This window comes from Pseudomonas sp. MEJ086 (assembly GCF_030209025.1).
Classification (GTDB): Bacteria; Pseudomonadota; Gammaproteobacteria; order Pseudomonadales; family Pseudomonadaceae; genus Aquipseudomonas; species Aquipseudomonas fulva_A.
The window spans coordinates 53735-67749 of record NZ_JARVSV010000020.1; the positions used below are offsets into that span (position 1 = coordinate 53735).

The 14015-nt window shown below is 64.3% G+C and carries 14 protein-coding genes; 4 read left to right on the forward strand and 10 right to left on the reverse strand.

From position 1 onward, the window contains the following. Positions 1-18 precede the first annotated feature (18 nt). The gene (locus tag QRN22_RS12845) at positions 19-939 is read right to left on the reverse strand and encodes a lipid A biosynthesis lauroyl acyltransferase (protein WP_042552705.1); all 921 of its coding nucleotides are present in this window, start codon (positions 937-939) and stop codon (positions 19-21) included. A gap of 70 nt (positions 940-1009) precedes the next feature. Further along, positions 1010-1291 (reverse strand): DUF2218 domain-containing protein, encoded by a 282-nt coding sequence (locus QRN22_RS12850; protein ID WP_042552704.1) that lies wholly within the window; start codon positions 1289-1291, stop codon positions 1010-1012. Between the two features lie 184 nt (positions 1292-1475). Between QRN22_RS12850 and QRN22_RS12855 the strand changes: the two genes are divergently transcribed. Both QRN22_RS12855 and QRN22_RS12860 read left to right on the forward strand, forming a co-directional pair. Then, positions 1476-2657 carry an acetyl-CoA C-acetyltransferase gene (locus tag QRN22_RS12855; protein ID WP_042552703.1) on the forward strand — a complete coding sequence of 394 codons (1182 nt, stop codon included), beginning with the start codon at positions 1476-1478 and terminating at the stop codon, positions 2655-2657. A 76-nt stretch (positions 2658-2733) separates the two neighbouring features. Next, a complete protein-coding gene (locus tag QRN22_RS12860) occupies positions 2734-3027 on the forward strand; it encodes a hypothetical protein (protein WP_042552702.1) in 294 nt (97 codons plus the stop codon). A 55-nt stretch (positions 3028-3082) separates the two neighbouring features. Here QRN22_RS12860 and QRN22_RS12865 read toward each other — a convergent pair whose 3' ends face one another. Next, positions 3083-3688 carry a TetR/AcrR family transcriptional regulator gene (locus QRN22_RS12865; protein WP_042552701.1) on the reverse strand — a complete coding sequence of 202 codons (606 nt, stop codon included), beginning with the start codon at positions 3686-3688 and terminating at the stop codon, positions 3083-3085. 111 nt (positions 3689-3799) lie between these two features. Here QRN22_RS12865 and QRN22_RS12870 point away from each other — a divergent pair, with 111 nt between their 5' ends. Together QRN22_RS12870 and bdcA are read left to right on the forward strand one after the other, a co-directional pair. Then, entirely contained in the window at positions 3800-5002 is a 1203-nt protein-coding gene (locus tag QRN22_RS12870; protein WP_042552700.1) for an MFS transporter, read from the forward strand. 33 nt (positions 5003-5035) lie between these two features. Next, on the forward strand, positions 5036-5749 hold the full coding sequence (gene bdcA, locus QRN22_RS12875) for an SDR family oxidoreductase (RefSeq protein WP_042552699.1): 714 nt from the start codon (positions 5036-5038) through the stop codon (positions 5747-5749). 43 nt (positions 5750-5792) lie between these two features. Here the strand turns inward: bdcA and QRN22_RS12880 are convergent, their stop codons facing one another. From QRN22_RS12880 to QRN22_RS12910, 7 genes are all read right to left on the reverse strand, one after another. Next, positions 5793-6224, reverse strand: a complete 432-nt coding sequence (locus tag QRN22_RS12880) for a YkvA family protein (protein WP_042552698.1) — start codon at positions 6222-6224, stop codon at positions 5793-5795. 345 nt (positions 6225-6569) lie between these two features. Next, positions 6570-7307 carry a BamJ family beta-barrel-assembly machinery protein gene (bamJ, locus tag QRN22_RS12885; protein ID WP_042552697.1) on the reverse strand — a complete coding sequence of 246 codons (738 nt, stop codon included), beginning with the start codon at positions 7305-7307 and terminating at the stop codon, positions 6570-6572. A gap of 260 nt (positions 7308-7567) precedes the next feature. Beyond that, a complete protein-coding gene (locus QRN22_RS12890) occupies positions 7568-8470 on the reverse strand; it encodes a hydroxymethylglutaryl-CoA lyase (RefSeq protein ID WP_042552696.1) in 903 nt (300 codons plus the stop codon). Further along, a complete protein-coding gene (locus QRN22_RS12895) occupies positions 8467-10374 on the reverse strand; it encodes an acetyl/propionyl/methylcrotonyl-CoA carboxylase subunit alpha (RefSeq protein ID WP_042552695.1) in 1908 nt (635 codons plus the stop codon). The genes QRN22_RS12890 and QRN22_RS12895 overlap by 4 nt, the downstream gene beginning before the upstream one ends. Next, positions 10371-11168 (reverse strand): gamma-carboxygeranoyl-CoA hydratase, encoded by a 798-nt coding sequence (locus QRN22_RS12900; RefSeq protein WP_042552694.1) that lies wholly within the window; start codon positions 11166-11168, stop codon positions 10371-10373. The genes QRN22_RS12895 and QRN22_RS12900 overlap by 4 nt, the downstream gene beginning before the upstream one ends. A 19-nt stretch (positions 11169-11187) precedes the next feature. Beyond that, positions 11188-12795: a carboxyl transferase domain-containing protein gene (locus QRN22_RS12905; protein ID WP_042552693.1), complete on the reverse strand. Its 1608-nt coding sequence runs from the start codon at positions 12793-12795 to the stop codon at positions 11188-11190. A 34-nt stretch (positions 12796-12829) separates the two neighbouring features. Then, positions 12830-14008: an isovaleryl-CoA dehydrogenase gene (locus QRN22_RS12910; RefSeq protein ID WP_197076967.1), complete on the reverse strand. Its 1179-nt coding sequence runs from the start codon at positions 14006-14008 to the stop codon at positions 12830-12832. Positions 14009-14015 lie beyond the last annotated feature (7 nt).

Consider the following 14015-nt stretch of genomic DNA (forward strand, 5'->3'; position numbering starts at 1 on the left):
GATTCCAATTCGAGGTTGTCAGTAGAGCTTGGGCTCGCCTGGTGGACGGGTCTTGAAGCGGCGATGCGCCCACAGGTACTGCGTCGGACAGGTGGCGATGGCTTCCTCGACCCAGGCATTGACGCGCAGGCAATCGGCCAACTCGGTCTCGCCGGGAAAGTCTGCGAGCGGCGGGTGAATGGTCAGGCGATAGCCCTGGCCGTCCGGCAAACGCTGCTGGGTGAACGGCAGCACGATGGCGCGGCCCAGGCGGGCGAACTTGGTGGTCGCAGTGACCGTCGCGGCCTGCACGCCGAACAGCGGCGCGAACAGGCTCTGCTTGGGACCGTAATCCTGATCCGGCGCGTACCAGATCGCCCGGCCGCCACGCAGCACCTTGATCATGGCGCGCACGTCTTCACGCTCGATGGCGGTGGCATCCAGATTGTGACGCTCGCGCCCGCGCCGCTGCACGAAGTCGAACAGCGGATTGCGATGCTCGCGGTACATGCCGTCGATGGTGTGCACCTGGCCGAGCAACGCGGCGCCGATCTCCAGGGTGGTGAAATGTATCGCCATGAGGATCACGCCCTGCCCTTGGGCCTGGGCATGCTGCAGGTGTTCGATACCTTCAATATGGGCCAGTTGCGCGAGCTTTTCGCGGGGCCACCACCAACTCATGGCCATCTCGAAAAAGGCAATGCCGGTGGAGGCGAAATTTTCCTTCAGCAGTCGCTCGCGCTCGGCGGCGGACATCTGTGGAAAGCACAGTTGCAGGTTACGCGTGGCAATGCGTCGCCGGGAACCGGCCACACGGTACATCAGCCAGCCAAGGCCACGCCCCAGGCGCAGCAAGGCGCCATAAGGCAATTGCACGATCAGCCACAAAAGACCCAGCCCCAGCCATAACGGCCAGAAGCGTGGGTGAAGGAAGGAGCGACGAAATACGGGACGATCCATTGACGATCCTGGACAGCGTTCAAAGCCGCTTAGTCTAACAGCTCGGTCGGCGATGGTGCCCCACCGCCATTCAACGCCGCCAGCTGATCTGCAGCGTTTCTCCGGCGACCATGCGCTGCATGTGATCGGCCACCACGGGCTCCAGCTGCTCCAGCGTGGCCGCGTCCGGTGCCTCGATGAGCACCTCCAGGCCGCCCTCCACCACCGCCAGGGTGCAACGCGCCGGGTCGAAGAAGATCTCGCCACGGGTTTCGTCGAAGCTCACCTGAAACTTGTGGCTCCAGTGCCGACACAAACGGGTCACGCAGCGCACGGCATGTTCGGTGGTAACCGTCGCACGGGATTCGGGCATGGCAGGGCTCCTGATCGATAGGCTGTTGGCGAGGCGGGAAATCTAGCACGCCGCCTCGCTGCTCGGCATGCGGCATTGTTGATCCATACGATCGAAAAGCCTGGACTTGCATGCAGGTCGACCCGGCGTCAGGATCGTAGCCAGCCAATAACAATATCCGTCCCATCACGGCTAGGAGAACCCCATGCAAGATGTCGTCATCGTCGCCGCCACCCGCACCGCCATCGGCAGTTTCCAGGGGGCACTGGCGGATGTTCCGGCTACCGAACTGGGCGCGGCGGTGATCCGTCGCCTGCTCGAGCAGACTGGTCTGGATGGCAATCAGGTCGATGAAGTGATCCTCGGCCACGTGCTCACCGCTGGTGCCGGGCAGAACACCGCCCGCCAGGCGGCCATCATTGCCGGCCTGCCCCATGCCGTACCGGCCCTGACGCTCAACAAGGTCTGCGGCTCCGGCCTCAAGGCGCTGCATCTCGGTGCCCAGGCGATTCGCTGCGGCGACGCCGAGGTGATCATCGCCGGCGGCATGGAAAACATGAGCCTGGCGCCCTACGTGCTGCCCAAGGCACGCACCGGATTGCGCATGGGCCATGGCCAACTGATCGACAGCATGATCAGCGACGGCCTCTGGGATGCCTTCAACGATTACCACATGGGCATCACCGCCGAGAACCTGGTGGACAAGTACGCGATCAGCCGTGAGGCCCAGGATGCCTTCGCGGCAGCCTCCCAGCAGAAAGCCCTGGCAGCCATCGAGTCCGGGCGTTTCGCCGACGAGATCACGCCGATCCTGATTGCCCAGCGCAAAGGCGAGCCCATCGCCTTTGCCACCGACGAGCAACCCCGCGCGGGCACCACGGCAGAAACCCTGGCCAAGCTGAAACCGGCCTTCAAGAAAGACGGCAGCGTCACCGCCGGCAATGCCTCGAGCCTCAATGACGGCGCGGCCGCGGTGCTGCTGATGAGCGCAAGCAAAGCGCAGAGTCTGGGCCTGCCGGTACTGGCGCGGATCAAGGAGTACGCCAACGCCGGCGTCGACCCGGCGATCATGGGCATCGGCCCGGTATCGGCCACCCGCCGCAGCCTGGACAAGGCTGGCTGGTCTCTCGATCAGCTCGACCTGATCGAAGCCAACGAAGCCTTCGCCGCCCAGGCGCTTTCGGTGGGGAAAGAACTCGGCTGGGATGCCAGCAAGGTCAACGTCAATGGCGGTGCCATAGCCCTCGGCCACCCGATCGGCGCCTCCGGTTGCCGCGTGCTGGTTACTCTGCTGCACGAGATGCTCAAGCGTGACGCCAAGAAAGGTCTGGCCACCCTGTGCATCGGTGGCGGTCAGGGCGTGGCGCTGCTGCTCGAGCGGGATTGAACACGGTGAGCGGTTGGGCCTGCCACTTCAGGGCCGGTTCGCGATACGATCAGGCTCCATCCCGACGAATCTGCCCATGAACGATTTCCCGACCCTCCACTATCTGTTCGCCGAATGCCGCAAAACCTGCCCGCAGCGCCCGGAAGTCACGGCCATCGTGCTCTTCGCCCTGCTCTGCGAGGATGACGACGTGGTGTACCTGGAAATCAGATACACCGACTACGCCAGCGGCCAGTCCGAAGGTGACCACCTCTGGCTGTCGTTGGAGGAGGCAATGGACTCCGCTCTGGAGGATCACGGCATTGCCGAGGATGACTGGCGAGCGCTGTCGACCCGGGAGATCGCCCGCATAGACCGCACCATCGAGTAACGGACAAGGCTCACAACTACCGGCAGATTGCCGCGCGGCCCAACGGTGGTCGACGCTAGCGTCGGCAGCCGTCCCACAGTTTCATGATCTGACCGACCGCAGCATCGAGCGCCGCATGTTCGATGCCGTCGCGAGCCAGGGTAGAAAGCCCCAGCAGAAAGCTGTCGAACGCCGACGTCAGTGCCTGTACATCGGTATCGGCCGCCAGCTCACCGTCGGCGATTGCCCGCTCGATACAGGCACGTAATCCCTTGCGCGTGCGATCGCGAACTTCGCTCAGCACCGTCGTCCCCTGCTCCGGCGTGCATACCCCGATCACCCCCAGGGCCACCATGCAGCCTCGCGGATGCCCCGTCTCGCATTGCATGCTGGCCGAGCGGCGCAGCGTCAGCTCGACGGCATCGCGTGCCGACAGATCGCTGTCGAAGAGACTCTCGGTAACCCGCCCGTGAGTGCTCATGTACCGCTCAACCACCTCATCGAACAGCGCCTCCTTGGAACCGAAGGCCGCATAGAAACTGGGTGCTGAGATACCACCACCGATCCCGGCCTTGAGCTGGCTCAGGGATGTAGCCTGATAGCCATGCTCCCAGAAAAGGTGCATTGCCTGAACGATTGCCGCATCGCGGTCGAATGTGCGTGGGCGCCCCATCTGTGCCATGTCTCTTCCTCCTGCCTGATGACATAAATACTAATCGATACAAAAGTCGTTGACCATGGGTCTCTGCCAGCCTACATTTGTACCAATCGTTATATATATGAGAAGCAGCCCATGACCGATTCCCCGAAAACCGATTCACTTCCCGTTTCAGCGCTTTTGGCCCTGGCGATGACAGGCTTCATCTGCATCCTCACCGAAACCCTGCCAGCAGGTCTGCTACCTGAAATCAGCGCGGGCCTCGAGGTTTCCCCGGCCCTGGCCGGGCAGTTGGTCACCCTCTATGCCCTGGGTTCGCTGCTGGCCGCGATCCCACTGACCATCGCCACCCAGGGCTGGCGGCGGCGCAATGTATTGCTGCTGTCGATCATCGGCTTTCTAGTGTTCAACTCGATCACCGCCTGGTCATCGGACTATGTACTGACACTGGTCGCGCGCTTCTTCGCCGGCATGGCCGCGGGGCTGGCCTGGAGCCTGATCGCCGGTTACGCCCGTCGTATGGTCGCTCCGCACCAGCAGGGCCGAGCCCTGGCCTTGGCCATGGTGGGCACGCCCATCGCCCTTTCCCTGGGCGTACCGATCGGCACCTGGCTCGGCGGAATAGTGGGTTGGCGCACCGCCTTCGGGCTGATGTCCCTGCTCAGCGTCGGGCTGATCGTCTGGGTGCTCGCCAAGGTGCCGGACTACCCCGGGCAATCGCGAACCCAGCGCATTGCCTTGCGTTCGGTGCTGCTGACGCCCGGTGTGCGCCCCGTTCTCGCCGTGGTGCTGACCTGGATGCTCGCCCACAACATGCTCTACACCTACATCGCCCCCTTCGTCGCCCCTGCCGGGCTGGACAATCAGATCGATGTCGTCCTGCTGACCTTTGGCGTCGCCGCCCTGGCGGGCATCTGGATTACCGGTCGCCTGGTCGACCGCCATCTGCGCCAGGCAGTGCTCACCAGCCTTGCCACCTTCGCCCTGGTCGCCCTGCTGTTCGGCCTGCACGCCGATTCGGTCGCCGTGCTGTACGTCGGTGTGTTCGTCTGGGGGCTGACCTTCGGGGGTGCGGCCACCCTGCTGCAAACGGCTCTGGCCGACGCCGCCGGCCCTGGCGCCGACGTGGCGATGTCGATGAACGTGGTGATCTGGAACAGCGCCATCGCCGGTGCGGGGCTGACCGGCGGCGTGCTGCTCGGCCAGTTCGGCGTCGGCGCCTTCCCTTGGGTGATGCTGGCCCTGCTGTTGATCGCCCTGTGGATCGCTTCGGCGGCCAGCCGCCACGGTTTCCCGTCCGGGCAACGACGCAGCGACGTAATCGTCGCCGGACACTGATCACCCACCTTCGCCAATCAGGAGATAACCATCATGTCCCATTCAGATCGCAAATCCGTTCTGGTCCTCGGCGGCAGCCGCGGTATTGGTGCCGCCATCGTGCGCCGCTTCGCCAGCGATGGCGCGCAGGTAACCTTCACTTACGCCAACTCGGCGGCACCGGCACGGCAGTTGGCAGAAGAAACGAGTAGCCGCGCCGTGCAAGTGGACAGCGCTGATCGTGCCGCCCTGACTACCCTGATCGACAGCCTCGGCGCCATCGACGTGCTGGTGGTCAACGCCGGCGTGTTCGTCGCGGGTGACCCGCTGGGGCTGGATGCCGATAGCATCGACCAGCTCTTCACCATCAATATCAACGCGCCCTACCATGCAGCGGTCAGTGCGGCGCGGCAGATGCCAGCCGGCGGCCGGATCATCCTGATCGGCTCGAACATTGCCGACCGCGCAGCGATGCCGGGCATGGCCGCCTATGGCGCCAGCAAGGCGGCATTGAGTGGCATGGTCAAGGGACTGGCAAGGGATTTCGGCGCGCGTGGCATCACCGTCAACGTCGTGCAACCAGGCCCGACCGATACCGAGATGAACCCGGCCGACGGCCCGCTGAACGAGCTGATGCACAGTTTCATGGCGATCAAGCGGCACGCCCGCAGCGATGAGATCGCCAGCATGGTGGCCTGGCTGGCGGGTGCCGAAGCCGGGCTGGTGACCGGAACGGCGCTGACCATCGACGGTGGTTTCTCGGCCTGACGGTCACTGGCGCCATTCGGTGCCTGTTCGGGTGACTGCTCGCTCAGGTCACCCGCTCGGCCACCGGCAGCTTGGCGATGGCATCGCGGGTTTCGCGGTCCTGGGCATCGCGCCAGGTACGAAAGGCGTCCAGTTCGCCGCCCCAGGTTTTCATGACCCAGGCGAGCACGGCCAGATCGTCCACCAGGCCCAGGCCGGGAATGAAGTCCGGGATGGCGTCCAGCGGCGACACGAAATACAGCAGGCCGGCCACGATGGCGAGTAGCGCCTGCGGGTTGATCGCCCGATAGCTGCCCCGCCACCAGGCCACGCACAGTTCCTGCAGCAGGCTCAGATCGCCCCTCAGCGAGGACAGGCTGCGGCCGCCACCGCTGCTCTTGCGTGTCACTGCCAGCAGCAATGCCGGCAAGCGACCGCGCTTCAGGAAACGCTGCGCGATGGGCAGGTAACGGGCAAAATTCCACGGTGCTTTCATGACCACTCCTCGTCAGCCCGCGTGTTCGCTGGGCTGTCTGTGGTTATCCACCATAGCTGTGGATAACCTTGTGAACAGTTATGGGATTAGCTTACCAAACGCCCTTGCCATGCGGCCTTGCCACAGATCGGACATTTTTTATCCAGCGGATAAAATCCTGCTAAATCAATTAGTTAAAAAAATCAAAAGATTTCGTAAAAAACCTGACCAAGTAAATAAGAACCTTTGTCGCAGTGTGCATAACCGTAACGCGGTGGTTGCATTCAGAGCGCTTTGCGGCTAGGCAAAAGCTCCAGAAACGACAACGCCCCGTAGAACGGGGCGTTGTTTCGAAACGAACAGCGCTTACTGAGCCGGAGCGGCCTCAGGTGCTGCTTGTTCCTGAGCGGCCTGATCCTTGATCGCGATCAGTTCCAGATCGAACACCAGTACCGAGTTGGCCGGAATGGCCGGGCTCGGGCTCTGGGCGCCGTAAGCGAGTTCGGCAGGGATGTACAGCTTGTACTTCTCGCCAACGTGCATCAGTTGCAGGCCTTCGACCCAACCCGGGATCACGCCGCCAACCGGCAGGTTGATCGGGGTGCCACGCTCGACGGAGCTGTCGAATACGGTGCCGTCGGTGAGCTTGCCTTCGTAGTGAACGGTGACCACGTCATCAGCCTTGGGCTGAGGGCCGTCGGCCTTCTTGACCACTTCATACTGCAGACCCGAGGCGGTAGTGGTGACGCCGTCACGCTTGCCGTTCTCTTCCAGGAACTTCTTGCCGGCCTGGGCCGCTTCTTCGTTGGCTTTGGTCATGCGCTCTTCGGCACGCTTTTGCAGCGAAGAGAAGGCTTCGATCAGCTCTTCGTCTTTCAGGCGCTGCTCTTTCTTGCCGATGGCGTCCTCGATACCTTGAGCGACAGCATTCGGATCCAGATCGTCCATGCCTTCCTGAGCCAGGCTTTTGCCCATGTTCAGGCCGATACCGTAGGAAGCCTTCTGAGCCGGGGTTTCCAGTTTCACTTCGCTGGTTTGCGAATCACAACCGGCGAGCACCAGGCCCACCAGGGCGATCGCTGCTGCCAAACGATGCTGTTTCATGCTGATTCCTTGTCCGCTGCGCCCTAGGGCAATCGAGTGAAGGCGCGAGCTTAGGGGGTGTGGGTGTGTCAACGCAAGCCGCGTTGCTGTGAATTGTCCAGGCAGATCACGCATGCTCTGCGGGAAATGGCGAGATGAAGCAGAAAGCTGACCGGATCGCTCAGTTCGCCGCGCCGATTTGCCAAGGCAGCCGCGTAACTGACTAGCCGGTATGAGTTTTTTTGCACGAAGAAGTTCAGTGGTGACCGGGTGAGCGGGCATCACCGAAGCGCTGCCCGCGCTCTCGCCACCCGTGAAGCCGACTCGCGTCCCAGCACCTTGCTGATATGCGACCCGGCGTCGATCAAACGCGCCAGATCGACGCCGGTTTCGATGCCCAACCCCTGCAACAGGTAGAGCACGTCCTCACTGGCGACGTTACCGGTCGCGCCCCTGGCGTAAGGGCAGCCGCCCAGCCCGGCGACCGAACTGTCGAACACCGCGACGCCCTCCAGCAGGCTGGCGTAGATATTGGCCAGCGCCTGGCCGTAGGTATCGTGGTAGTGCCCGGCCAGTTGCTCCCGTGGCACGTCACGGCCTACCACCTCGATCAGTTGCCGCACGCCGCCAGCGGTACCGACGCCGATGGTGTCGCCCAGGGAGATTTCATGGCAGCCCATGGCATGCAGCTCCCGGCAGACGGCGGCGACCTGATGGGGCGAGACAGCGCCATCATAGGGACAGCCCAGCACGCAGGAGACGTAGCCGCGCACGCGGATACCGCGCTGCTGGGCCATCTCCAGCACCGGCAGAAAGCGCAACAGGCTGTCGGCGATGGAGCAGTTGATGTTGCGCTGCGAGAAGGATTCCGACGCGGCTGCGAACACGGCGACTTCCTTCACACCGGCATCGATTGCCGCCTGCAGCCCTTTCAGATTGGGAGTCAACGCCGCGTAAGTGACACCGGGGTGCCGCTCGATACCAGCAAACACCTCGGTGCTGCCGGCCATCTGCGGCACCCATTTGGGCGATACGAAACTGCCGACTTCTATGTAGGCCAGCCCGGCGGCACTGAGGTCATTCACCAGACGCACCTTGTCGGTCACGCGGATCGGCTGCTTCTCGTTCTGCAGACCGTCACGTGGGCCGACTTCCACCAGGCGCACGTAACGGGGCAGGCTCATGGCTGCGTCTCCAATTCGACCAGTACCGCGCCCTCGCCAATCATTTCGCCCTCGGCACAATGGATCGCCTTGATCGTCCCCGCCTCGGGCGCCCGAATGCTGTGTTCCATCTTCATGGCTTCCAACACCACCAGTGCAGCGCCCGCTTCGACATGCTGACCCGGCTCGACCAGCACGCGAACGATGCTGCCGTTCATGGGCGCGGTGAGCCCACCCTGATGAACGTTGCCCGCCTCGGCAGCGGCAATCGGGTCGAAGCGGCGCACGGCCAGCCACTCCACGCCCCAGCGCAGATAAAGGTTGTCGCCCTGGCGCACGACCTGTGACTGGCGTACCGCGCTGGCGGGGCGCGTCTGAAGCACCAGGCTGTGGCTGGCGTCGCCGCACACCAGCGCCATACTCACCTCGGCCGGCAAACCACTCCGCCAGGCACTGCGTGACGCCCAGGGCGAGTACGGATCGTCCTGCCGCTGCCGCTCGCCATCGGTGGCTAGGAATGCCGCGCCAGCCTGCAGCCAGAACGCCTCCGGCAGCTCCGTGACCGGTGGCAGCAGCTGCGCCTGGTGACGGTCGATGAAGCCGGTGTCCAGCTGTGCGGCAGCGAACGCCGGGTTGGCCAGAATTCGCTGCAGGAACGCCAGATTGGTCTTGAAACCGCCGACCACGGTCTCTCCCAGCATGGCCAGAAGGCGCTGACGGGCCTCCTCACGGTTCTCACCCCAGGCGATCAGCTTGGCCAGCATCGGATCATAGAACGGCGACACGTCATCGCCCTGCTCCACCCCGCTGTCGACCCGACGCCCCGGCCCGGCTGCCGGCTCGCGGTACAGGTCGAGGTGGCCACTGGCGGGCAGGAAGCCGCCTTCAGGATCTTCGGCGTACAGACGCACTTCGATGGCATGACCGACGAGGGGCACCTGATCCTGACGAATCGGCAGCGGCTCACCGCGCGCCACGCGAACCTGCCAGGCCACCAGGTCGAGATTGGTGATCGCCTCGGTCACCGGGTGCTCGACCTGCAAACGGGTATTCATCTCCATGAAGAAGAACTCGCCCCGGGCATCGAGGAGAAACTCCACGGTTCCGGCGCCGACATAGCCGATGGCCTGGGCAGCGCGCACCGCGGACTCTCCCATCGCACGCCGCAGCTCCGGCAACAGGCCCGGCGCCGGGGCTTCTTCGACCACTTTCTGATGACGGCGCTGGATCGAACAGTCACGCTCGTTGAGGTACAGGCAGTTGCCGTGCTGATCGGCGAAGACCTGGATCTCCACGTGGCGCGGCTGCAGCAGGTATTTCTCCACCAGCATGCGCCCGTCCCCGAACGCCGACTGCGCTTCACGCTGCGCCGACGCCAGGGCTTCAGCCAGCTGGCTTTCGCTCTCGACCACCTTCATGCCCTTGCCACCACCACCGGCAGTCGCCTTGAGCAGCACCGGATAACCGATCCCTGCGGCTGCGCTGCGGAAGGTTTGCAGATCCTGAGCCTCGCCGTGGTAACCCGGTACCAGCGGCACGCCGGCCGCCTCCATCAGCGCCTTGGCCGCGGACTTGCTGCCCATGGCATCGATGGCACTGGCGGGAGGACCGAGAAAGATCAGCCCGGCCGCCTCGAGTTTGCGGGCAAAGGTGGCGTTTTCGGAGAGGAATCCATAACCGGGATGAATGGCCTGGGCGCCGCTGGCCTGCGCAGCCTCGATGATCCTGTCCATCAGCAGGTAGCTGTCGCCTGGTTTGGCGCCGCCGAGATCGATGGCGATATCCGCCTCGCGCACGTGCCGGGCACTGCGGTCGATGGTGCTGTGGACCGCCACCGTGGTCAGTCCGAGGGCCTTGGCGGTGCGCATCACCCGGCAGGCGATCTCGCCGCGGTTGGCGATCAGAAGGGTATCGATGGTTTTCATGGCTGGGCCTGCCAGGCGGAGGGGCGTTTCTGCAGAAAGGCAGCGAGGCCTTCCTGCCCTTCTTCGCTGACGCGAATGCCAGCGATCACGCTCTCGGTACGCTGGCGCAGGGCGTCGCTGAGTACCCCGCTACCGACGCCGTGCAGCAACGCCTTGCTCTCGCGCATGGCCTGCGGGCTGTTGAGCAGCAGATTGGCAATCCACTGCTCGACCTCGCTCTCCAGCTCGGCCGCGGGATAGCACTCGGCGAGCAGCCCCAGTTCCCGCGCTCGCTCACCATTGAAGCGCTCGGCACTGAGCGCGTAGCGTCGGGTGGCGCGCTCGCCGATGGCCTGCACCACGTAGGGGCTGATCACCGCGGGAACCAGGCCGATGCGCACCTCGGACAGGCTGAACGATGCCTCGCTGGCACCGATAGCGATGTCGCAGCAGGCCGTCAGCCCGACCGCACCGCCGAACGCGGCGCCCTGCACCACTGCCAATGTCGGGCACGGCAAGTGGTAGAGCAGGCTCATCAACTCGCCGAGTTGGTGGGCGTCGCGCAGGTTGCTGGCGTAGTCGAGCTGCGCCGAAGCCTGCATCCAGGCCAGATCGGCACCGGCGCAGAAGTGCCGCCCCTGGCCGCGCAGGACGAGAAACCGCAGGCTGTCGTCAGCCGCGACCTGGCGCAATGCCTGGATCAGCTCCTCGATCATCTCGGCGTTGAAGGCGTTGTGCTTGTCCGGGCGGTTCAGCCACAGGGTGGCGACCCCGCGCGGGTCGGTGTGCAATTGGAGGGTGCTGAAATCGGTCATCGGTATGTCCTCGGCCAGGCTACATGCGGAACACGCCGAAGCGTGTCGGCTCGATGGGCGCGTTGAGGCTGGCGGAAATTGCCAGGGCCAGCACCTCGCGGGTCTGTGCCGGGTCGATCACGCCATCGTCCCAGAGTCGCGCACTGGAATAGAAGGCGTGGGCCTGGCGCTCGTACTGCTCGACGATAGGCTGCTTGAGGCGCTGCTCGTCCTCGGCGGAAAACACCTGGCCGGCGCGCTGCGCCTGCTCGTGCTTGACCTGCACCAGCACCCCGGCAGCCTGCTGCGCGCCCATCACGCCAATGCGCGCGTTGGGCCACATCCACAGAAAGCGCGGATCGAAGGCTCGCCCGCACATGCCGTAGTTGCCCGCGCCGAAGCTGCCGCCGATGATCACCGTGAACTTGGGCACACGGGCGCAGGCCACCGCGGTGACCAGCTTGGCGCCGTGCTTGGCGATACCGCCCTCTTCGTATTTCTTGCCGACCATGAAGCCGGTGATGTTCTGCAGGAACAGCAACGGAATGCCGCGCTGGCAGGCCAGCTCGATGAAGTGCGCGCCCTTCTGCGCGGCTTCCGCGAAGAGGATGCCGTTGTTGGCCAGGATGGCGACCGGATAACCATTGAGGTGCGCGAAACCGCAGACCAGGGTGGTACCGAACAGCGCCTTGAACTCGTCGAGCTGCGAGTCATCGACGATCCGCGCGATCACCTCCCGCACATCGAACGGCTGCTTGGAATCGGCGGGAATGATGCCGTACAGCTCATCGGCGCAGTAACGCGGCGCGATGGGCTGGCGCGCTTGCACGTCACCGAGCTTGCGCCAGTTGAGGTTGGCAATGCAGCGGCGCGCCAGGGCCAGGGCGTGCCGGTCGTTTTCCGCATAGTGATCGGCCACGCCACTGGTCTTGCAGTGCACGTCGGCGCCACCAAGCTCCTCGGCGCTGACCACTTCACCGGTGGCGGCCTTCACCAGCGGCGGGCCGGCGAGAAAGATGGTCGCCTGCTCACGCACCATGATGGTCTCGTCGCTCATCGCCGGCACATAGGCGCCGCCGGCGGTGCACGAGCCCATCACCACGGCGATCTGGGGGATGCCCTGGGCGCTCATGGTGGCCTGGTTGAAGAAGATCCGGCCGAAGTGCTCGCGATCGGGAAACACCTCGTCCTGACGCGGCAGGTTGGCACCACCGGAATCCACCAGGTAGATGCATGGCAGGCGGTTCTGACTGGCGATGGCCTGGGCGCGCAGGTGTTTCTTCACGGTCAGCGGATAATAACTACCGCCCTTCACCGTGGCGTCGTTGGCGATGATCATGCATTCGACGCCTTCGACACGGCCAATTCCGGCGATCACCCCGGCGGCGGCAACCTCTTCGTCGTAGACCTGATAAGCGGCGAGCTGACCGATTTCCAGAAACGGCGAGCCCGGATCGAGCAGCCAGTCGATGCGCTCGCGAGGCAGCAGCTTGCCGCGCGAGCGGTGCCGTTCCTGCGCCTTGGCACCTCCGCCTTCGCGGGTACGGGCGAGCACGCCGTGCAACTCATCGACCTGGGCCAGCATCGCTTCTCGGTTGACGGCGTACTCGGGGGAACGGGTGTTCAGTTTTGTACACACAATGGCCATGACATTGGCTCCGACTGGCAGCGTGGGACTCTGATCACGCCGTTTCGTTGAACAGCTCGCGACCGATCAGCATGCGGCGAATTTCACTGGTGCCGGCGCCGATCTCGTAGAGTTTGGCGTCGCGCCACAGACGCCCGACCGGATACTCGTTGATGTAGCCATTGCCGCCGAGAATCTGGATCGCCTCACCGGCCAGCCAGGTGGCTTTTTCCGCTGCATAGAGGATGACCCCGGCGCAGTCCTTGCGGACCTGACGCACATGGCCGCTGCCCAGGGCGTCGAGCTGCCGGCCGACCGCGTAGAGGTACGCGCGGCAGGCCTGCTGGGTGGTGTACATGTCGGCCAGCTTGCCCTGGATCAGCTGGAACTCGCCGATGCTCTGGCCGAACTGCTTGCGGTCGTGGATGTAGGGCACCACCACGTCCATCGCCGCCTGCATCAGCCCCAGCGGGCCGCCAGAAAGCACCGCACGCTCGTAATCCAGGCCGCTCATCAGCACTCGTGCGCCTTCACCGACGCCGCCCAGTACGTTCTCCTGCGCCACTTCGACATCCTGGAATACCAGCTCGCCGGTGTGCGAACCGCGCATGCCGAGCTTGTCGAGCTTCTGGGCGACGCTGAAGCCTGGCGCGCCCTTCTCGACGATGAACGCGGTCATGCCCTTGGCGCCCGCGCTCGAGTCGGTCTTTGCATAGACCACCAGCACGTCGCAATCCGGGCCGTTGGTGATCCACATCTTGGTGCCGTTGAGCAGGTAACGGTCGCCCTTGCGATCGGCGCGCATCTTCATCGACACCACGTCGGATCCGGCATTGGGCTCGCTCATGGCCAGTGCCCCAATGTGTTCACCACTGATCAGCCTCGGCAGAAAGCGGCGCTTCTGGGCCTCGCTGCCATTACGGTTGATCTGGTTCACGCACAGGTTGGAATGGGCGCCATAGGACAGGCCGATACCGCCCGCTGCCCGGGAGATTTCCTCCATGGCGATCATGTGCGCCAGGTAGCCCATGCCGGCGCCACCGTATTCCTCGCTGACGGTCAGGCCGAGCAGGCCCATGTCCCCGAACTTGCGCCACAGGTCCATGGGGAACTGGTCACTGCGATCGGCTTCGGCAGCCCGTGGGGCGATTTCCTTGGCGGCAAAACCGGCGACCGCGTCGCGAAGCATGTCGATTTCCTCGCCGAGGAAGAAATTCAGACCTGGCAGCGTGATGCTCATG

Excerpts from the sequence above, each read along its gene's own strand:
- QRN22_RS12865 (WP_042552701.1), bottom strand. The coding sequence starts at position 3,688 with ATGGCACAGATGGGGCGCCCACGCACATTCGACCGCGATGCGGCAATC.
- QRN22_RS12900 (WP_042552694.1), bottom strand. The coding sequence starts at position 11,168 with ATGACCGATTTCAGCACCCTCCAATTGCACACCGACCCGCGCGGGGTC.
- QRN22_RS12905 (WP_042552693.1), bottom strand. The coding sequence starts at position 12,795 with ATGGCCATTGTGTGTACAAAACTGAACACCCGTTCCCCCGAGTACGCC.
- QRN22_RS12845 (WP_042552705.1), bottom strand. The coding sequence starts at position 939 with ATGGATCGTCCCGTATTTCGTCGCTCCTTCCTTCACCCACGCTTCTGG.
- QRN22_RS12890 (WP_042552696.1), bottom strand. The coding sequence starts at position 8,470 with ATGAGCCTGCCCCGTTACGTGCGCCTGGTGGAAGTCGGCCCACGTGAC.
- QRN22_RS12860 (WP_042552702.1), top strand. The coding sequence starts at position 2,734 with ATGAACGATTTCCCGACCCTCCACTATCTGTTCGCCGAATGCCGCAAA.
- QRN22_RS12895 (WP_042552695.1), bottom strand. The coding sequence starts at position 10,374 with ATGAAAACCATCGATACCCTTCTGATCGCCAACCGCGGCGAGATCGCC.
- QRN22_RS12880 (WP_042552698.1), bottom strand. The coding sequence starts at position 6,224 with ATGAAAGCACCGTGGAATTTTGCCCGTTACCTGCCCATCGCGCAGCGT.
- QRN22_RS12870 (WP_042552700.1), top strand. The coding sequence starts at position 3,800 with ATGACCGATTCCCCGAAAACCGATTCACTTCCCGTTTCAGCGCTTTTG.
- QRN22_RS12850 (WP_042552704.1), bottom strand. The coding sequence starts at position 1,291 with ATGCCCGAATCCCGTGCGACGGTTACCACCGAACATGCCGTGCGCTGC.
- bamJ (WP_042552697.1), bottom strand. The coding sequence starts at position 7,307 with ATGAAACAGCATCGTTTGGCAGCAGCGATCGCCCTGGTGGGCCTGGTG.
- QRN22_RS12855 (WP_042552703.1), top strand. The coding sequence starts at position 1,476 with ATGCAAGATGTCGTCATCGTCGCCGCCACCCGCACCGCCATCGGCAGT.
- bdcA (WP_042552699.1), top strand. The coding sequence starts at position 5,036 with ATGTCCCATTCAGATCGCAAATCCGTTCTGGTCCTCGGCGGCAGCCGC.